Below are 18,341 nucleotides of genomic sequence, written 5' to 3' on the forward strand. Positions count from 1 at the left end.
AACGCGCATCGGCAGTCAGATGCAGCCCCCTTGAACATGCAGGGTAGACGGCCGGGGCTTAAAACAATTCTAATCTGCCATGATCGAACCGAAGACGTTGTTTACAGTCCAACCAGCCTGCATACGTACAACGCAACCGCCTTTACTGACACTGCCAAGGATCAACATGTCGTTATTGAGGATCACTTCACTGGCTTGCCTGGCCCTGTTGCTCGGCGCCTGCCAAAGCCTCTTCACGCCCAACATGCGCACACCGCTGCAAGTCCAGCGCGATGCTTCCGAGCTGATCAAGCCGGGCTGCACCACGGCCGACTGCCCGTTGGTGAACATCGATACCGTGCACTTCCCCGATGAGCCGCGACTGGACGCCATCGTTCAGAAGACGTTGCTGCAACTGACCGTTGCCGACAGCAGCGCATCGCCGCCTGCGTCGATCAAAGCCTATCAGGAACAGTTCCTGAGCCAGGCCCAGGGTCGCAACAGCAGCTATCTGCAGGCCAAGGTACGCGAACAGCATGACGGTATCGTAGTGGTCGAACTGTCCAGCTATCTGGATACCGGCGGTGCCCACGGCAACCCTGGCCGGGCGTTCATCAACTATTCGCGTCAGCAGCAGAAAGTCCTGACCCTGGCTGACATGATCATCCCGGGCAAGGAAAGCGAGTTCTGGCAGAAAGCCCAACTGGCCCACCAGGGCTGGCTGGTATCGACCAAGATGAATGAAGACAGCGAGTTCATGAAGACCTGGCCGTTCAAGCGCACGCCGCATATTGCGCTGACCTACGGCGCAGTGATCCTCAAGTACTCGGTCGACACCATCGCGCCGTATTCGATGGGCCACATCGAGCTGAAGATTCCTTATCCTCAGCTCAATGGCATCCTCAAGCCGGAACTGTTCCCCGGCCGCGGCTGATCGCACCGCCGATCAGCAGCTGCAACACGCCAGCGACAATGAGCGCTGGCAGTGTTGCGCCCACTTCGGGATAAAGATTGGCCAGCAGATGATAGGTGCTGAGCCCGCCGAGCCACGCCAGCAGGCTCATCCAGCGCAAACCGCCCTCCGTTGCCTGACCACTGCGACCACGCAGAATGAAATGGTCAACCAGCACGACGCCGAACAGTGGCGCGAATACCGAGCCGATCAATAACAGAAAGTTCTGATACTGCGCCAGCGGTGCCAGACAGGCAATCAGCGTACAGATCACGCCAATCACCAACGCCAGATGCTCGACCTTGATGCGTGACAGCAGAGCAGTGGAGACCGCAGCCGAGTGAATATCGGCGAACGCGTTTTCCGTTTCGTCCAGCAGAATCAGCAGCAGCGGGATCCCCAGACCTGCGCCGGCCAGTGCCAGCAGCAAAGCATTGGCCTCACCGCTCGGGGCGAACGCCAGGGTGTAGGCGACACCCAGGCTCATCAACCAGAAGTTGCCGATGAAAAAGCCTGCAGCCGTACCGCCGAAGACGCTTTTCGCGCGTTGCCCGAAACGTGAGTAGTCGGCAATCAGCGGCAGCCAGGACAGCGGCATGGCGATGGCAATGTCGAACCCCGAGGCAAACGGCAACGAACCATCGCCGGAGGTTGCCCACAGCGCGGTCAGATCAGCCTTGGCCAGCAGATTCCAGGTCAGCCATGCACACGCCGTCAGCAGTATCCACAGGCCCCACTTGCGCAGAAAACGGCGCACGAAGGTCAATGGCCCGCTGACTGCCAGCAGCGTGGCCAGTGCGCCGAACAACAGCGTCCAGAGCAGCGGACTGCTCCACGGGCTGCCCTCTGCAAAAGCCCGCGCGCCGAGCAGACTGGCTGCGTCGCGCATGACGATGATCTCGAACGAGCCCCAACCGATCAGTTGCAGCAGGTTCAATACCGCTGGCAGCGACGCGCCCTTGCTGCCCAGGCTGAGCTTGAGCGCGGCCATGGACGACAGGCCGGTATCGCTGCCGATCACACCAACGCTGGCGAGCAGCAAGACGCCCACCAGCGTGCCGAGGAAAATCGCCAGCATCGAGCCGGACATGCCCAGCCCCGGCGCCAGCAAGGCCCCGGTCTGCAACACCATCAGACCGATGCCGAGGGAAAACCACAGGGAAAACAGATCCCGCGCGCCGAACACCCGCTGGCTGGCGGGTACAGGGGTGTCAGGAGAATAGGTGCCGGGTGTGTTCACGTTTGTGTCTCGTATGGGGTGTTGATCGGTGATTCGGGATCGGACGCGGAGCTTCCAGAACAGCGCCACCACGCAGAGCGTGGGATCATCGCAATTATCGTGCGGCGCTCTGCGTCGCATGCCGTTCTGGACGCTCCGCGTCCTCTTGACGACGCAGAGCGTCGAGAACTTCATTCCCACGCTGGCGCGTGCGGAACGATAATCTCAACTATCGTGCGACGCTCCGAGTCGTAAAGCCCAATGCTGGAGCGTAGCGATAACCGCTAGCGGTGCTCTGTCGTGCACCTGTCGCCCCCTACACCCTCTTGTACAACTGGCTGCCTTCCTGCTTGAAGCGCTCGGCCTGCTCGGCCAGGCCTTTAGCAACATCGACGTCTACCGCCTCGATGCGCTGATTGGCGGCGTACTCGCGGACTTCCTGAGTGATCTTCATCGAGCAGAATTTAGGCCCGCACATGGAGCAGAAATGCGCGACCTTGGCCGAATCCTTGGGCAGGGTTTCGTCGTGGTACGAACGCGCGGTGTCCGGGTCCAGGCCGAGGTTGAACTGGTCTTCCCAGCGGAACTCGAAACGCGCTTTGCTCAAGGCGTTGTCGCGGATCTGCGCACCCGGATGGCCTTTGGCAAGATCCGCCGCATGAGCCGCGATCTTGTAGGTGATGATCCCGGTTTTGACATCATCCTTGTTCGGCAGCCCCAGATGCTCCTTGGGCGTGACGTAACACAGCATGGCGCAGCCGAACCAGCCGATCATGGCGGCACCGATGCCCGAGGTGATGTGGTCGTAACCCGGCGCGATGTCGGTGGTCAGCGGGCCCAGTGTGTAGAACGGCGCTTCATCGCAGCACTCCAGTTGCTTGTCCATGTTCTCCTTGATCAACTGCATCGGCACATGGCCAGGGCCTTCGATCATGGTCTGCACATCATGCTTCCAGGCGATCTTGGTCAGTTCGCCCAGCGTTTCCAGCTCACCGAACTGCGCCGCATCGTTGGCATCGGCAATCGAGCCTGGACGCAGGCCGTCGCCCAGCGAGAAGCTGACGTCGTAGGCCTTCATGATTTCGCAGATTTCTTCGAAATGGGTGTAAAGGAAGTTTTCCTTGTGGTGCGCCAGGCACCATTTGGCCATGATCGAACCGCCACGGCTGACGATACCGGTGACACGCTTGGCGGTCAGCGGCACGTAACGCAGCAACACACCGGCGTGGATGGTGAAGTAATCGACGCCCTGCTCGGCCTGCTCGATCAACGTGTCGCGGAACAGCTCCCAGGTCAGGTCCTCGGCTGCACCGCCCACCTTTTCCAGCGCCTGATAGATCGGCACCGTACCGATCGGCACCGGCGAATTGCGGATGATCCACTCGCGGGTTTCGTGAATATGCTTGCCAGTGGACAGGTCCATGACCGTGTCCGAGCCCCAGCGGATACCCCAGGTCAGCTTGGCGACTTCTTCTTCGATGGAAGAACCCAATGCGCTGTTGCCGATGTTGCCGTTGATCTTCACCAGGAAGTTGCGGCCAATGATCATCGGCTCAAGCTCGACGTGGTTGATGTTGGCCGGGATGATCGCGCGGCCCCGGGCAATCTCTTCCCGCACGAACTCGGCAGTGATTTCCTTCGGGATGCTCGCGCCAAAGCTGTGCCCGGCATGTTGCTGGGTCAGCAGACCTGCGGCGCGGGCTTCCTGAAGCTTCATGTTCTCGCGGATGGCGACGTATTCCATCTCGGCGGTGATGATGCCCTGACGCGCGTAGTGCATCTGGCTGACGTTGGCGCCGGCCTTGGCCCGGCGCGGGTTGCGCACATGGGCAAAACGCAGCGCGGTGAGTTCGGCATCGCTCAGGCGTTGCTGGCCGAAGCTGGAACTCAGGCCCGGCAGACGCTCGGTGTCATTGCGCGAGTCGATCCATGGCGAACGCACGTCAGCCAGGCCTTTGCGCACGTCGATGATCACATTGGGGTCGGTGTAGGGGCCGGAGGTGTCATAGACCGTGACCGGGGCGTTGATCTCGCCGCCAAAGTCGGTCGGGGTGACGTCCAGGGTGATTTCGCGCATGGGCACGCGGATGTCCGGGCGCGAACCCTGAACGTAGATTTTCTGCGAACGGGTAAACGGCTGTACCGATCCGGAATCGACTTGCGCCGACTCGCTCAAATGGGCTGCGTTTTTTGCTTTTATACTCATCACGGCTCTCCAGACATCCAGTTGCGGATTTATTGTCGGAGTGACCTGACATGACGGACGGGTGCACCAGTGCTGGTGCTGAGTATCGAAAGGAGGCGAAACTGTTCATTATTTGAACAATCGACCCCGGACGGCACTCAAGAGGACTCGCCGGGAGACGAGAAATCTTGTTCCCTACGCAGGCGCTAACCTGATCAGGTTCAACGGGATCCGGTTTAACCGATCTCAGCCTCATAGCAAGGCACCCCGACAAGAACGCCGCCAGTCTATGACGGGGTGCCGTCGCAACGCCAGCCTATTTGCACGGGGTTCGATAAATGGCGCAAATCGACGATTGTTGCCAAAAGCGTCTGGCTCTACACTCCCTAGCCCGGTTTCTCTTCAACCCGAACTGTAATTATTTTCTTCATGAACAGGGAATGCCTCATGTTGCGCAAACTTTCGTTGGTCGTGGCTGTTTCGTTTGCGTCCAGCGGGTTGACCTGGGCAGCCGAATTGCCAATGCCAACGCAGACAGGGCTGTTGAGCGTTTATCAGCAGGCTGTGGACAACAACGCCGACCTCGCAGCCTCGCGCGCCGATTACGATGCGCGCAAGGAAGCCGTGCCGCAGGCCCGCGCCGGTTTGCTGCCGAATATTTCCGGCAGCGCCCAGAACAGCAGCACCCGCACCAGCATCGATCAGCCCAGAGCCGTGGCCACCCGCAGCGGCAACCTCTATCAGGCCACGCTGAGCCAGCCGATCTTCCGCGCTGACCGCTGGTTCCAGTTGCAGGCTGCCGAAGCGAGCAACGAACAGGCAGCACTGGAACTGTCGGCTACCGAGCAGAATCTGATCCTGCAATCGGCGCAAAGCTATTTCAGCGTATTGCGTGCACAGGACAATCTGGCCTCGACCAAAGCCGAGGAAGCGGCCTTCAAGCGCCAGCTGGATCAGGCCAACGAGCGCTTCGATGTCGGCCTGTCGGACAAGACCGATGTGCTGCAGGCGCAGGCCAGCTATGACACGTCACGCGCCAGCCGACTGATTGCCCAGCGTCAGGTCGACGACGCCTTTCAGGCGCTGGTGACGCTGACCAACCGCGAATACAACTCGATCGAAGGCATCGTACATACCCTGCCGGTGCTGGCGCCGACGCCCAATGACGCCAAGGCCTGGGTCGATACTGCCGCGCAGCAGAACCTCAATCTGCTGGCCAGCAACTACGCAGTCAGTGCCGCCGAAGAAACCCTGCGTCAGCGCAAGGCCGGGCACGCGCCGACGCTCGATGCCGTGGCGACCTATCAGCGTGGCGATAACGATGCACTGGGTTTCAGCAACCCCAACTACACCGGCCGCAACTACGGCGGCGACGTCGAGCAGCGCAGCATCGGCGTGCAGCTGAATATCCCGATCTACAGCGGCGGCCTGACCAGTTCACAGGTACGCGAAGCCTATGCGCGCCTGAGCCAGAGCGAGCAACGCCGTGAAAGCCTACGTCGTCAGGTGGTGGAAAACACGCGCAACCTGCATCGCGCGGTGAATACCGATGTGGAGCAGGTCCAGGCCCGCAAGCAGTCGATCATCTCCAACCAGAGCGCGCTGGAAGCCACGGAAATCGGTTATCAGGTCGGCACCCGCAACATCGTCGACGTGCTGGATGCGCAACGCCAGCTATATGCCTCGGTGCGTGACTACAACAACACGCGTTACGACTACATCCTCGACAACCTGCGTCTCAAGCAGGCAGCAGGCACCCTGAACCCGGGCGACCTGCAGGACCTGTCGCGCTACCTGAAGGCCGACTACAACCCGGACAAGGACTTCCTGCCGCCGGACCTGGCGACTGCCGCGCAGAAGAACTTCGAGCGACCTGCAAAGCGCTGAGATTGCTGACCGATCTGGATGCTCTGCGCCCGACTTCAAGTCATGCAGCGCGACGCAGATTTGTGACGCGGAGCGTCACCCAAGGCATTCCCACGCTGGAGCGTGAGGAACGATAGGCGTCTGGACGAGCTCAACTATCGTGCCGACGCTCTGCGTCGGCATGCCGTTCTGGACGCTATGCGTCCTCCCCGATTCAGCGCCTGCCCATCAACCGCCCGATCCCGTCGAGCAGGCGTTGCAGTGCGCCCTGATTGGCCTTCATCACCTCAAGCCCGGCATCGGCCATGTTGCGTGCCTGCTGCGGCTGGTCGAAAAGACCCTGCACGGCGGTGGCCAGCGCTGCTGCATCGTTGACCTCTTGCAACGCACCAGCCTTGCGCAGCATGGCGGCGATCTCGAGGAAGTTGAACAGGTGCGGGCCGCCGAGCACCGGCTTGGCCAGTGCCGCAGGCTCCAGCAGGTTGTGTCCGCCATTGGGCACCAGGCTGCCGCCAACGAAAGCGATGTCAGCCAGTGCATAGAGAAACAGCAATTCCCCCATGGTATCGCCCATCAGCACCGAGACGTCAGACGTGACAGCCTGCGCGGATGAGCGCCTTACCGTCGCAAAGCCCTGCTGCTGACACAACGCATGCACACTGTCGAAACGCTCGGGGTGACGCGGCACCAGAATCAGCAGCGCATCGGGGTGACTGGTCAGTAACGTGCGATGAGCCGCCAGCACGCTTTCATCCTCGCCCGCATGTGTGCTGGCCGCGATCCAGACAGGCCGCTGCGTGGTCTGCCATTGTTCGCGCTGGTGGGCGGCACGCTGCAGAAGCTGCGGGTCGATGCTCAGGTCGAACTTGATCGAGCCGGTCACCGCCACGCACTCGGGACGTGCGCCCAGATCACGAAAGCGCTGCGCCTCAGCTTCAGTCTGCACCGCAAACCAGGCCATTTCCGCCAGCATCGGTCGCGTCAGCCCGGCAAAGCGTGCGTAACCCCGCGCCGAACGCTCCGACAGCCGGGCGTTGGCAAGCACCACAGGAATCCCGCGCAGGGAACACTGATGGATGTGGTTGGGCCACAGCTCGGTTTCCATGATGATCCCCAGCCGTGGCTGTACCTGATCGAGAAAACCAGCAGCCGCCCACGGCAGGTCGTAGGGCAGGTAGCAATGCTGAATTCGCGGCTCACTGGCGAACAGCGCCTTGATTCGCTCCGAACCTGTGGGCGTCATGCAAGTCACAGTGATCGGCAACTGCGGATATTGCACCAGCAGCGACCGAATCATCGGCGCTGCGGCGATGCTTTCACCCACCGACACCGCATGCACCCAGATACCGCCCCGCTGCATGACCGGCAAGCCGCGGGCGAAGCGCTCGCCGATGCGCTGGCGATACGCCGGAGCCTTGCGCGCACGCAACCACAGACGCAGGGCAACCAGCGGCAGGCCGAGATGAAACAGTACGGTATAAAGAGTTCTATTCATGGGCGCGGAGTTTATCAGCCCGCCATCACAAGCCGCTAGAATGCGCAGCCTGACGAAAAGGAATGCACCATGAACGCTTATTACCTACTGGCTATCGCCGTTTGCGCGGAAGTCATCGCTACCACGTCCATGAAAGCCGTGAAGGGATTCAGTACCCCGCTGCCCCTGTTGCTACTGATTACCGGCTATGCGATCGCGTTCTGGATGCTGATTCTGGTAATGCGCACGATCCCGGTGGGCATCACCTACGCCATCTGGTCGGGCATGGGCATCGTCATGGTCAGCATCGCCGCGTTCTTCATCTACGGCCAGAAACTCGACCTGCCCGCGCTGCTGGGCATGGGCATGATCGTGGCAGGCGTGGCGGTCATTCAGCTGTTCTCGAAAACCGCCGGGCATTGAAAACCCGATCCTTTATAATGCTCGTACTTTTCGCTCACTGAGGTGCTCATGCCATCGGTTATTTCCACTGACGTGCTGATTGTCGGGGCTGGCGTCGCCGGTCTCTGGCTCAATGCCCGGTTGCGTCGTCAAGGGTTCTCGACAGTGCTGGTAGAAAGCGCCAGCCTGGGTGGCGGGCAAAGCCTCAAGTCTCAGGGGATCATCCACGGCGGCGCCAAGTACGCGCTGCACGGCGCGCTGTCCGGCGCCTCCGAAGCCATTGCCGACATGCCGCGTCGCTGGCGTGAGGCCCTCGATGGCAAGGGCGAGCTGGATCTTTCCGGTGTACGCCTGCTGTCCGAGGCCCATTACCTGTGGTCGCCAGGCACCATCGCCGGCAATCTCACCAGTTTCTTCGCCAGCAAGGCCGTGCGCGGTCGCGTGGATCAGGTCAAGGGCGAGCAACTGCCGCCAGCCCTGCAAAACCCCAAATTCAAAGGCAAGGTCTATCGACTTGCCGAGCTGGTGGTCGATGTACCCAGTCTGATCGGGCGTCTCGCCGAACTGGCCGGTGACAGCCTGCTGGCCGGTCAGCACATCGAGCCGCTCTTCGAGGGCGATGAACTGATCGGTCTGCGCGTCGACGGTCGCGATATCCATGCGCAGCGCATCGTACTCAGTGCCGGCGGCGGTAATGCCGACCTGCTGAACGCGCTTGGCGTATCGCAACCGCAGATGCAGCGCCGCCCGTTGCACATGGTGCTGGTCAAGGGGCCGACCCTGAAGCCGCTGTTCGCTCACTGCCTGGGCGGCGGGCCAAAGCCACGCATCACCGTGACCACGCATCCGGCAGCAGATGGCCAGTGGGTGTGGTATCTGGGCGGCGACCTGGCCGAAGCCGATGGTGTGGCGCGCCAACCGGACGAGCAGATCGCCGTTGCGCGCAAAGAGCTCGAGGCGCTGCTGCCGTGGGTCGATCTGAGTCAGGCGCAGTGGGCGACCCTGCGTGTTGATCGTGCCGAGCCTGCTCAATCAGGACTGGTGCGCCCGGACAACGCCTTCCTCGACAGCCAACAACGTCTGATGATCGGCTGGCCGACCAAGCTGGCCCTGGCTCCGGACTTCGCCGACCGAGTCCTGTCGCAGCTGTCCAGAGACGGTATCCACCCGACCCCGCAAGCTCCGCTGAGTGATGTGCCACGGCCTCCAATGGCCATACCTGTCTGGGATGAGCTGCTGCCATGAGCCTGAAAACCCTGCACGATCTGCATCGCCCGCTGGGCAGTACCGGCCTGAACGTATCGCCGCTGGGGCTGGGCACCGTCAAACTGGGGCGCGACCAGGGCGTCAAATACCCCAGCGGCTTCAAGATTCCCGATGACCAGCAGGCGCAGATGCTGCTGCGCATGGCCCGCGACATGGGCATCAACCTGATCGACACGGCACCTGCCTATGGCAACAGCGAAGAGCGCCTGGGACCGCTGCTGCGCGGTCAGCGCCAGGACTGGGTGATCGTCAGCAAGGTTGGCGAGGAGTTCGTCAACGGCCAGTCGAGCCATGACTTCAGCGCCACCCATACACGCACATCGGTCGAGCGCAGCCTGAAACGTCTTGAAACCGACTTTCTCGATCTGGTCTTGGTGCATTCGGACGGCAACGATCTGGCGATTCTCAACGACGCCGAGGTGTACCAGACACTCGCTGATCTCAAGCGCGAAGGCAAGATTCGCAGCTTCGGCTTTTCCGGCAAGACCGTCGAAGGCGGCCTGCTGGCGCTGCGTGAGGGTGACTGCGCAATGGTCACTTACAATCTCAACGAACAGGATGAAAAGCCGGTACTGGATTACGCGCAGGCTCATGGCAAAGGCATTCTGGTGAAGAAGGCACTGGCCAGTGGTCATGTCTGCCTGACACCCGGCATGGATCCGGTCCACGCCAGTTTCCAGCTACTGTTTGAACATCCGGCGGTTGCCAGTGCTATTGTCGGCACCATCAACCCGTTGCACCTGGCACACAACGTTGCAACTGCCGCTGCCGTGATTTGCCGTCAAGCCTGATTAAGGCGGCCGACCCCAACGCAAGAAGGAGCCGTTATGCCGCGAACACTGATCCGGAAGAATCCCAGCAACTTCAAGACCCTGCCGCTGTTTGTCGAGGCCACTGCGGAAAGTCTGAGCTACCAGAGCGTCGGCATGCCGATGAACTTCGCGCAGACCTTGCAGCGGCGGCGCAAGATCGACGTGCCGGACACCGAACATTTCGCCACCGAGCTGGCCAATCTGGGGGTCTCCGTTCGCCTGACCGTCAGTTGGCAGAACCGCGACTACTGGGTGCTGGTCCGCCAGCGTCGTCAGGATCGCGGCGACGTCGTGCTCAAGCTGATCTCGGGTTATGTCCCGGCCCATGAGCTGACGCTGCCGCTGCACACCGCGATTCAGGAAGTGGCCGAAGAGTGCCTGATCGAAACACCGCAGGGCTGGCTCAGCGGGCTGTTCAAGGAGACCTGGCTGCCTGCGCCCTACGCCGCCGCGCTGCATTATCGCGAGGCTATGCCCTTTCGCCTGAGCCCGCTCTCCGGCGCCGCGAGACCGGTGCGAACCGGCAGCCTGACCCTGCTGGAACGTCCACGGGCCTATGTGCATTTGCCCACGGCGTCCTTGCAGCTGATTTACGACATGCGCCTGGAAATCCCCAAGGAAGCGCGCCCGGTCAGCCTTTTCCATGTCGACGAAGCTCTGGAAAACGATCAACTGGTCGCCCGCCTCAACCGTAGCAAACCTGACTTGTACCTGATGCCGCTGGAGAACGGCGCCCCTCTGCCCGAGCTGTACACGCTCAAGCGTGACAAGCTGAGTCCGGCCGGCACGAGAGGGCTGTACCTGGCCGAGAGCTTCGCTGCGCAGGATGGCTGGGTGGTGCGTGAAGAGCGGATTCGCTGGAAGGACTGGCTGCGTCAGCAGGGCATGGCCCCACCGGCGAAGAAGTCAGGGCTCAAACGCCTGACCGGCAAGGCCCGGGAGCTGCTGCAGATGGCGCGTGGCAGCCTGAGCAAGTAAGTCGGCCAGCGGCTGCAAGGCACTGAAACCTTGAGCGCGCCGGCATTCAAACGGCAACGTTGCGGTTACTGGGCGCGAATCTTCTCGACAATCGCGGTGGTGGAGCTGTTTTCCACCAGCCCCAGCACACGTACCTCGCCGCCGTAAGCCTGAACGATATCGGCACCGACCACCTGATCGACACCGTAATCACCGCCCTTGACCAGCACGTCGGGCTTGACGTGGGTCAGCAGGTTTTCCGGGGTTCCTTCCGGGAAGCTGATCACCCAGTCCACGGCCCCCAGACCTGCCAGCACCGCCATGCGCCGGTCAACGCTGTTGATCGGTCGGCCCGGCCCTTTCAGGCGGCTGACAGACGCATCGTCGTTGACCGCAACGATCAGGCGATCACCCAAGGCACGCGCCTGCTCCAGGTAGGTCACATGACCTGCGTGGAGAATGTCGAAGCAGCCATTGGTGAAGACGATCTTTTCCTTGTGCGCGCGCGCATCATCGACCGCCAGCAGCAGTTGCTCCAGCCCCAGCACGCCGCGCTCGGAGCCCTCTTCGCGCTGAATCGCCCGGCGCAGCTCGGGGGCGCTGATGGCCGCAGTGCCCAGCTTGCCGACCACGATGCCCGCCGCCAGATTGGCCAGCGCCACCGCATGTGGCAGCTCCTCGCCGGCAGCAATCGCTGCCGCCAGGGTAGAGATCACCGTATCACCAGCGCCGGTCACATCGAACACTTCGCGGGCACGGGCCGGCAGGTGCAGCGCGTGCTGATCAGGACGCAACAGGGTCATGCCATGTTCGCCACGGGTCACCAGCAGCGCGCCGAGATCGAGCTTTTGCATCAACTGCGCACCCTTGGTGACCAGTTGTGCCTCATCGACACAATGACCGACGATGGCCTCGAATTCGCTGAGGTTCGGCGTGATCAGGCTCGCGCCGCGATAGATCGCGAAATCCTTGCCCTTGGGATCGGCCAGCACCGGAATGCCGCGCTTGCGGGCGGCCTGAATCAGCGCCTGATGGTTTTTCAGTGCGCCCTTGCCGTAGTCGGACAGGACCAGCACCTTGATGCCGTCCAGCAAGCTGTAAACCTCTGCGCTCAGGGCCAGCGGGTCGGTCCTGAACGGTTCTTCGAAATCGATGCGCAACAATTGCTGGTGGCGACTCATGACACGCAGTTTGACGATGGTCGGCTGATCGGCGATGCGCTGAAAGCGCGCCAGCACACCAGCAGCCTTCAGGCTGTTGGTCAGACTTTCAGCCGCCTCGTCATCCCCCGTCACACCGACCAGCGAAGCGGGGGCGCCCAGCGCAGCGATATTCAAGGCCACGTTGGCAGCACCGCCCGGACGGTCCTCGATCTGATCGACCTTGACCACAGGCACTGGCGCTTCGGGGGAAATACGCGAGGTACCACCATGCCAGTATCTGTCGAGCATGACATCGCCAACCACCAGGACAGGGGCCTGATCAAAGCGCGGCATGGATAGCTTCATGGAACAACCCGTACTTGAAAAATGGACAGGGGCGGAATCTTAGCACAGGGGTTTGCAACCGACAGGCTGTTGAATCACGCCACCCAAAAGGCAGGCGGACCGCCTGGGTCCGCCCGGTGAACGTCAGGTCAGACAGCGCCGACAGGCGAAGGCTCGTCCAGCCCCATGGCATGCAGGCGGGCGTAATAGCCGTTCTGCGCCAGCAGCTCAGAGTGCGTACCGCGCTCGACGATCTGCCCGGCATCCATGACCAGAATCAGGTCGGCCTTCTCGATGGTCGAAAGGCGGTGGGCGATGACCAGCGTGGTACGGCCCTTCATGACGTGATCCAGCGCCGCCTGAATGTGCCGTTCGGACTCGGTGTCCAGCGCCGAGGTGGCTTCGTCGAGAATCAGCAAAGGAGCGTTCTTGAGCAGCGCGCGGGCAATGGCCAGACGCTGGCGTTGACCGCCGGACAGTAGCACCCCGTTTTCGCCCACCTGGGTATCGAAACCCTGCGGCAACTGGTCGATGAATTCCTTGGCATACGCATCAGCGGCAGCCGCTTCGATGTCGGCACGCGGCGCGCCAGCCAGATCGCCGTAGGCAATGTTGTTGGCAATCGTGTCGTTGAACAGCGTGACATTCTGATTGACCTGAGCAATGTGCCTGCGCAGGTTACGCAAGCGATAATCGTTGATTTCAACGCCATCGAGCAGGATGTTGCCCATGTCGTGCCCGTAGAAACGCGGGATCAGGTTGGCCAGGGTTGACTTGCCGCTGCCGGAACGCCCTACCAGGGCAATCATCTGCCCCGGCGCAGCGGAGAAACTGATGTCGTTCAACACCTGACGCGCAGTCTGCGGGTAGAAGAAGCTGAGGTTCTTCACCTCGAGGTGGCCGGTCACGCGATCACGCTCGATGGTGCCGGTATCGACTTCCTCTTCCACATCCAGCTGTTCGAAAATGCTCTCGGCACCAGCGACACCTTTCTGGATCGTCGAACTGACTTCCGACAGCTGACGAATCGGCTTGGGCAGCAGGCCCGCAGCGGTGATATAGGCAACCAGATCACCTGCAGTCGCGTCGCCACGCAGGAACAGCACCAGGAACATCAGCACCGCCATGGCGCTGTAGATCACCAGTTGCAGCATCGGCGTGTAGATGGCGCCGGTCTTGGTCATGCGCAGTTGCTTTTTGGTGTTGCTGTTGCTGGCCTGGGCAAAGCGCGCCTGCTCGTAGGACTCGCCACCGAAGCTGCGGACTACGCGATAGCCCTGAATGGTTTCCGAGGCAACATGCGTGACATCGCCCATCGCCACCTGGATCTTCTTGCTCTGCTTGCGGAATTTCTTGCTCGCGGTGCCGACCATGACGGCAATCAACGGCAGAATTGCAAGCATCACCAGCGTCAGCTTCCAGTTCATCATCAGCAGATAGATGAACAGGAACACCACGGTCAGGCCTTCGCGAATCACCACCTTGATGGCATCGGTGGCAGCGCCGGTCACCATCGTGACATTGAAGGTGATGCGCGAGATCAGATGGCCGGAATTGGTCGTGTCGAAGTAGCGATTGGGCAGCACCAGCAGCTTGTTGAACAGCTCTACGCGCAAATCATGCACCAGCCCGAGGGAAACCTTGGCCAGGAAATAGTTGCCCAGAAACGAGCCCAGCCCCTGCCATGCGGCGATCAGCACGATCAGCAGCGGCACGGCCTGCAACAGCTGCAACTCGCGCAGATAAGGGACATTGGGAAACAGCACCGCTTCGGGATTGGTCAGGCCGTCGACGAAATATTTCAGGATGCCGGCGAGCATCGGCTGGGTCGAGGCGAAGATCACGAAACCAATGATGCTGAGCAGGAAAATGCCCACATACGGACGCACATAAGACAACAGGCGGAAATAGATTTTCACGCTGGAGGTTGTGGACGATTCGGAGGTTGTCATGAGAATCCGTCGTGTTAAAAAGAGGCCGAATTGTATCACAGCAGTTTTCGCGGCTGCCTGCTGCGGTAACATAGGCGGCTCGTCCATTCCCCGGGGGTTCTGATCGCTGCCTGAAGCCTGCACGTCTGGCTTCTGTATGACGACCAGGAACCCCTGGGGCGTAAAAACCGGAGTATCGATGCAAGCGTTTGACCACGCCCATTACCTTGAACTGGTTCAAGGTGCCGAAGTGCTTGAAGCCGACGGCACGGGCGACAAAGTACTCCGTCTGCGTGACGGCTCCATGTTGAAGTTGTTTCGGCGCAAACGCATTGTCAGCTCCGCAGCCTGGTACCCCTACGCGCAGCGCTTCGCAGACAACTGTGAAACGCTGATCAAACGCGGCATTCCCTGCCCGCGCATACGCTCGGTCAGCCGCATCGCCGAGATCGAGCGCGATGCCGTGCATTATGATCCGCTGGCTGGCTTCACCCTGCGTCAGCTGCTGGGCAGTGCGGTGGCCGACGACAAGCTGCGCAGGCAACTGGGAAGCTTCATTGCCGGGCTGCATGAAAAGGGTATCTACTTTCGCTCGGCCCATCTTGGCAACGTTATCCTCACGCCCGAAGGCAGCCTCGGCCTGATTGACATTGCCGACATGAAAACCTATCGCCGCGCCTTGCGCAAAAGCCTTCGCTTGCGCAACTTCAAACACATGCTGCGTTATCAGGAAGACCGCCAATGGCTGCTGGACAACGGCAACCCGGCTTTCCTCGATGGCTACATGAGCGCGCAGACCCTGTGCGACACCTCTGAACTGGCCCAGGCTGTTCAATAAACCTGCCCCATGAAAAATGGCCGCTTTCGAAGCGGCCATTTTTTGATGCTACTGCTGCTGCCTGAGCCGATGCGTCTGCACCACTCGCCCGAGCACCATGGTCGCCGGTAGCAGCACCAGCACCCAAAGCTCGTCTGGGTTGCCGACCAACTGGCCGCCATCGAAGTTAAGCATGACCAGCGCACACACCAGGTAGAGACCCCAGGCATCGCCGTTGCGCACTGCGTCCCACAGTGTCATCGCCATCACGACCAGAAACATCACCAGCGAAGCGGCACCGGTATACAGCCCCAGCGACACGAAAATATTGTGCGGGTGCTGGATCGGTATGCCGCCCGTCAGGGTCTGGGTCGTGTAGAAATCGACACCACAGCCGAGCACCCAGCCGCAGCGACGCCATTCACCGGTCATGATTTCAAACAGCTCGATGCGGTAGGAATCCCCTCTGACCATCAACAGGGCGACCCACTGTTCATCCTTGACGAACCAGAAGGCTGCCGCCGCCACGACGCCCAGCGCCAACAAGGCGACTATCGTGCGCAGTGGAAAACGGTACAGCGCATAGGCGGTGCAGACGGCGAACAGAACCGCGCAACCCACCAGCGCAGTGCGCGTCTGCACGACAAAGGCGGTTATCACCAGCGTGACAAGAACGGCGCAGACGGCCTCGACCCAGCGCCGCTCTCTTGCCCACAGCGGCATGGCCAACGCCAGGCTGCAGACCAGCCAGGCACTGGCGTAGATCACGTTCTCCATTCGCCCCGGCAGAATCGCCACACGCTGGCCGAACTCGAACTGCCCGGTCACCCAGCTGTGAATGCTGCTGAGCAGGATGTACAGGCACAGCGCCCAGAACATGCTGCGCACGAATACACCGCGCCTGAAGAAACCGTTGTCGGTGATCCCGGCCACGATGAAGACAAACAGGCTGACGTAAATGATGTGCTTGTAATACTGGAACTCCTGCGCCTGCAGCGCGGGGACCAGAAAACAGGCCATGAACACCGCCCAGGCGATGCCCAGGGGCTTGGCAAACACGCCAGCGCCGCGGTACTTGATCAGGAAGAACAAGCCCGGCAGCGCCGTGAATGCATAAAACAGATTGTTGGTGATCTTGGCTGAGGGGTTGAGGATGAAACTCAGCAGGAAGATGACGATGGCAGCCGTAAAGTACTGCTGCACTTTGTTGCCGGGTACTCTTATCGGGTCAACTGACATTATTAAGCAACCAACCTGCTACTAGGCCAGCGAGCACTGCGACGATCAGCTTGATGCGATCCCGAAGTTTGCGACGCTGTTTGTCAAGCCGCTCCTGCGGCACCTCCACGTGCTCACCAAACCCGGTGTGCAACACGGCATCATTTTCCAGAATCAGAGCGTAACGGTTTTGCGCGGCGAATAATTGTGAAAGTTTCTTCTCGCCACCGTGTTCGGCATAAGGCGCATGCTGCAGGTAATCAGCCAGGCGGCGCAGCCCCGGATTGAAGGAAAAACCCTGCCATTCCGGCTTGTGCGAGCCCAGTTTGTAAAACGGGATACCCTCGACCACTTCACGCTCGTTCAGGTAAACGTAAGGGCTGTGGATACGCAGATCATGATTGTAGCTGCGCAACCAGACCTGCAAGGCCTGAGGGTCGTGTTCCAGCAGCGTCATCGACTCTTCGATGAAGTGCGGACGGTAGAAATCCCAGTCGTCTTCGCAATGGAACACCCAGGACGTTTCGATCAGCGAATAGGCCGCATCGACAGAGCGCATCTGCCCCAGCTTGGGGTTGTTGATGATGAAGCGCGTATGCGGGTGCCAGTGCTCGGGAATGCACGCCTGGACCCGGGCATCGCCGGAGTCTTCGGTAATCAGCACATGGCGTATGGGCGCAGCGTTGAAATGGTCGAACGTTTCCAGAGTGCGCTTCAACAGGTCGAATCGACCACAACTGGTGACAACCAGCGTAATGTCGCTGTTTTCGCTGAATACCATCATTCGTTCCCAATCATTGAATATTCATAATTCCCTACCATCCCAATCGTGACCGCAGGCGATCGACCCAATTCGCCGCCGGCATGCTGCGCAGTGGCGCATGCATGGCGTCCACGATGGCTTTTCCAAGGGCATGGAATGTAAAGCGTTCCTCGACCAAAGTCTGCCCATTACGGGATATTTCACTGGCCAGTGTGACGTTATCGCGCAATTTCGCCAGCTTTTCGCGAAGTTCGGGAATGTCGCGATAGAGCACGATGTTGTGCATGTCGACAAAGCCCAGCGCGTGGTTTTCTTCAGCGCCCTGATCGAAGGCAAGCAGCACACAGCCGCATGCCATGGCCTCGAAGTTCTTGATCATGTATTCGCCCATGCCCACGTCGGCACTGACGAAAAAACGGATGCGGTTCAGGGTGTCGCAATATTCTTCGCCGGACTTGGTCCGCGTGACGAGCAGGTTCTCGACCTGGCCCAATTCGTCCAGCAACGCCTTGCGGCCGCTGTAAGCGACACTGTTGGTGCTGCCCACGAAGGCCAGCTCAATGTCACGCTCGCGTGCCTGCAACTGCAGCAGGCTCTGGTCATAGCCCTTGGGCACGAACACCGCATCGAAGCCTTCCTGGCGCAGACGCTCGCTGACCATGAACCCCGAACAGATCACCCGCGCCCAGGGCAGCTTGCGGTAGTGCGCGCTGAACTTGCCGGTGTATTTGCACGGAATGTAGTTCTGGTAGGCATCGTGTTCGAGGATGACTAGATTGGGAATCGTGCGGATAAACCCGACCTGACGCACTTCCTGCTTGAAACGCAGGAAAAACACGATCCGGTCATAGCGGCTGACGTCCACCTCACGGCGGAAATAGCCACGCAGGTTGCGTTGCTCCGCAGAGCTCAGCCAGCGCACTTCGCATTCACAGTGTGCGGCGATGCCGTCATAGAGACGGTCCAGAATCGCACGCTGCTCTTTCTGGACCAGCAGTAGAACTTTCATGGTT

Annotated in this window: 15 protein-coding genes and 1 riboswitch; of the genes, 7 read left to right on the forward strand and 8 right to left on the reverse strand. The window is 60.6% G+C overall.

Features of this window, described 5'->3' with window-relative positions; genetic code table 11:
• Positions 1-166: 166 nt before the first annotated feature.
• Complete coding sequence (locus ACW55A_RS13315) at positions 167-913, forward strand: RsiV family protein (protein WP_004654549.1); 747 nt, start codon at positions 167-169, stop codon at positions 911-913.
• Here ACW55A_RS13315 and cytX read toward each other — a convergent pair.
• Both cytX and thiC read right to left on the reverse strand, forming a co-directional pair.
• Positions 882-2,171, reverse strand: a complete 1,290-nt coding sequence (gene cytX / locus ACW55A_RS13320) for a putative hydroxymethylpyrimidine transporter CytX (RefSeq protein ID WP_096137199.1) — start codon at positions 2,169-2,171, stop codon at positions 882-884. The two genes, ACW55A_RS13315 and cytX, sit on opposite strands and share 32 nt — an antisense overlap.
• Positions 2,172-2,466: 295 nt before the next feature.
• The gene (thiC, locus tag ACW55A_RS13325; protein ID WP_060708598.1) at positions 2,467-4,356 is read right to left on the reverse strand and encodes a phosphomethylpyrimidine synthase ThiC; all 1,890 of its coding nucleotides are present in this window, start codon (positions 4,354-4,356) and stop codon (positions 2,467-2,469) included.
• A gap of 154 nt (positions 4,357-4,510) precedes the next feature.
• Positions 4,511-4,615, reverse strand: a riboswitch (TPP riboswitch).
• Positions 4,616-4,782: 167 nt separating this feature from the next.
• On the opposite strand from thiC, the gene ACW55A_RS13330 reads away from it, so the two are divergent.
• Positions 4,783-6,222 (forward strand): TolC family outer membrane protein, encoded by a 1,440-nt coding sequence (locus tag ACW55A_RS13330; protein ID WP_003366255.1) that lies wholly within the window; start codon positions 4,783-4,785, stop codon positions 6,220-6,222.
• A gap of 193 nt (positions 6,223-6,415) precedes the next feature.
• Here the strand turns inward: ACW55A_RS13330 and waaA are convergent, their stop codons facing one another.
• Positions 6,416-7,696: a lipid IV(A) 3-deoxy-D-manno-octulosonic acid transferase gene (gene waaA, locus ACW55A_RS13335; protein WP_455808237.1), complete on the reverse strand. Its 1,281-nt coding sequence runs from the start codon at positions 7,694-7,696 to the stop codon at positions 6,416-6,418.
• 69 nt (positions 7,697-7,765) lie between these two features.
• Here waaA and ACW55A_RS13340 point away from each other — a divergent pair, with 69 nt between their 5' ends.
• Genes ACW55A_RS13340 through ACW55A_RS13355 form a run of 4 tightly spaced genes read left to right on the forward strand, consistent with a single transcriptional unit; the run spans position 7,766 to position 11,133 of the window.
• A complete protein-coding gene (locus ACW55A_RS13340) occupies positions 7,766-8,098 on the forward strand; it encodes an SMR family transporter (RefSeq protein WP_002551789.1) in 333 nt (110 codons plus the stop codon).
• 48 nt (positions 8,099-8,146) lie between these two features.
• Positions 8,147-9,322 carry an NAD(P)/FAD-dependent oxidoreductase gene (locus ACW55A_RS13345; RefSeq protein WP_003431962.1) on the forward strand — a complete coding sequence of 392 codons (1,176 nt, stop codon included), beginning with the start codon at positions 8,147-8,149 and terminating at the stop codon, positions 9,320-9,322.
• On the forward strand, positions 9,319-10,134 hold the full coding sequence (locus ACW55A_RS13350; protein ID WP_455808238.1) for an aldo/keto reductase: 816 nt from the start codon (positions 9,319-9,321) through the stop codon (positions 10,132-10,134). The genes ACW55A_RS13345 and ACW55A_RS13350 overlap by 4 nt, the downstream gene beginning before the upstream one ends.
• A gap of 36 nt (positions 10,135-10,170) precedes the next feature.
• A complete protein-coding gene (locus tag ACW55A_RS13355) occupies positions 10,171-11,133 on the forward strand; it encodes a hypothetical protein (protein ID WP_003366246.1) in 963 nt (320 codons plus the stop codon).
• Positions 11,134-11,198: 65 nt separating this feature from the next.
• Here ACW55A_RS13355 and hldE read toward each other — a convergent pair whose 3' ends face one another.
• Positions 11,199-12,620, reverse strand: coding sequence for a bifunctional D-glycero-beta-D-manno-heptose-7-phosphate kinase/D-glycero-beta-D-manno-heptose 1-phosphate adenylyltransferase HldE (gene hldE / locus ACW55A_RS13360; protein ID WP_498811328.1), 1,422 nt, complete (start codon positions 12,618-12,620; stop codon positions 11,199-11,201).
• Positions 12,621-12,748: 128 nt separating this feature from the next.
• Positions 12,749-14,551 carry a lipid A export permease/ATP-binding protein MsbA gene (gene msbA, locus ACW55A_RS13365; RefSeq protein ID WP_003431965.1) on the reverse strand — a complete coding sequence of 601 codons (1,803 nt, stop codon included), beginning with the start codon at positions 14,549-14,551 and terminating at the stop codon, positions 12,749-12,751.
• Between the two features lie 178 nt (positions 14,552-14,729).
• On the opposite strand from msbA, the gene ACW55A_RS13370 reads away from it, so the two are divergent.
• A complete protein-coding gene (locus ACW55A_RS13370; protein ID WP_003366239.1) occupies positions 14,730-15,368 on the forward strand; it encodes a BUD32 family EKC/KEOPS complex subunit in 639 nt (212 codons plus the stop codon).
• 48 nt (positions 15,369-15,416) lie between these two features.
• Here the strand turns inward: ACW55A_RS13370 and ACW55A_RS13375 are convergent, their stop codons facing one another.
• From ACW55A_RS13375 to ACW55A_RS13385, 3 genes are read right to left on the reverse strand one after another with little or no spacing between them, the layout of a single operon-like run.
• Positions 15,417-16,586 (reverse strand): O-antigen ligase family protein, encoded by a 1,170-nt coding sequence (locus ACW55A_RS13375; RefSeq protein ID WP_054081300.1) that lies wholly within the window; start codon positions 16,584-16,586, stop codon positions 15,417-15,419.
• Entirely contained in the window at positions 16,576-17,349 is a 774-nt protein-coding gene (locus tag ACW55A_RS13380) for a glycosyltransferase family 2 protein (protein ID WP_498811329.1), read from the reverse strand. Before ACW55A_RS13380 ends, ACW55A_RS13375 begins: the two co-directional genes overlap by 11 nt.
• Positions 17,350-17,380: 31 nt before the next feature.
• On the reverse strand, positions 17,381-18,337 hold the full coding sequence (locus ACW55A_RS13385; protein WP_129484634.1) for a glycosyltransferase family protein: 957 nt from the start codon (positions 18,335-18,337) through the stop codon (positions 17,381-17,383).
• Positions 18,338-18,341 lie beyond the last annotated feature (4 nt).

The organism is Plantibacter cousiniae (nom. nud.), from assembly GCF_977070315.1.

Coding starts and splice junctions, on each gene's coding strand:
- ACW55A_RS13315 (WP_004654549.1), top strand. CDS start 167: ATGTCGTTATTGAGGATCACTTCACTGGCTTGCCTGGCCCTGTTGCTC.
- thiC (WP_060708598.1), bottom strand. CDS start 4,356: ATGAGTATAAAAGCAAAAAACGCAGCCCATTTGAGCGAGTCGGCGCAA.
- ACW55A_RS13330 (WP_003366255.1), top strand. CDS start 4,783: ATGTTGCGCAAACTTTCGTTGGTCGTGGCTGTTTCGTTTGCGTCCAGC.
- waaA (WP_455808237.1), bottom strand. CDS start 7,696: ATGAATAGAACTCTTTATACCGTACTGTTTCATCTCGGCCTGCCGCTG.
- ACW55A_RS13340 (WP_002551789.1), top strand. CDS start 7,766: ATGAACGCTTATTACCTACTGGCTATCGCCGTTTGCGCGGAAGTCATC.
- ACW55A_RS13345 (WP_003431962.1), top strand. CDS start 8,147: ATGCCATCGGTTATTTCCACTGACGTGCTGATTGTCGGGGCTGGCGTC.
- ACW55A_RS13350 (WP_455808238.1), top strand. CDS start 9,319: ATGAGCCTGAAAACCCTGCACGATCTGCATCGCCCGCTGGGCAGTACC.
- ACW55A_RS13355 (WP_003366246.1), top strand. CDS start 10,171: ATGCCGCGAACACTGATCCGGAAGAATCCCAGCAACTTCAAGACCCTG.
- hldE (WP_498811328.1), bottom strand. CDS start 12,620: ATGAAGCTATCCATGCCGCGCTTTGATCAGGCCCCTGTCCTGGTGGTT.
- msbA (WP_003431965.1), bottom strand. CDS start 14,551: ATGACAACCTCCGAATCGTCCACAACCTCCAGCGTGAAAATCTATTTC.
- ACW55A_RS13370 (WP_003366239.1), top strand. CDS start 14,730: ATGCAAGCGTTTGACCACGCCCATTACCTTGAACTGGTTCAAGGTGCC.
- ACW55A_RS13375 (WP_054081300.1), bottom strand. CDS start 16,586: ATGTCAGTTGACCCGATAAGAGTACCCGGCAACAAAGTGCAGCAGTAC.
- ACW55A_RS13380 (WP_498811329.1), bottom strand. CDS start 17,349: ATGATGGTATTCAGCGAAAACAGCGACATTACGCTGGTTGTCACCAGT.
- ACW55A_RS13385 (WP_129484634.1), bottom strand. CDS start 18,337: ATGAAAGTTCTACTGCTGGTCCAGAAAGAGCAGCGTGCGATTCTGGAC.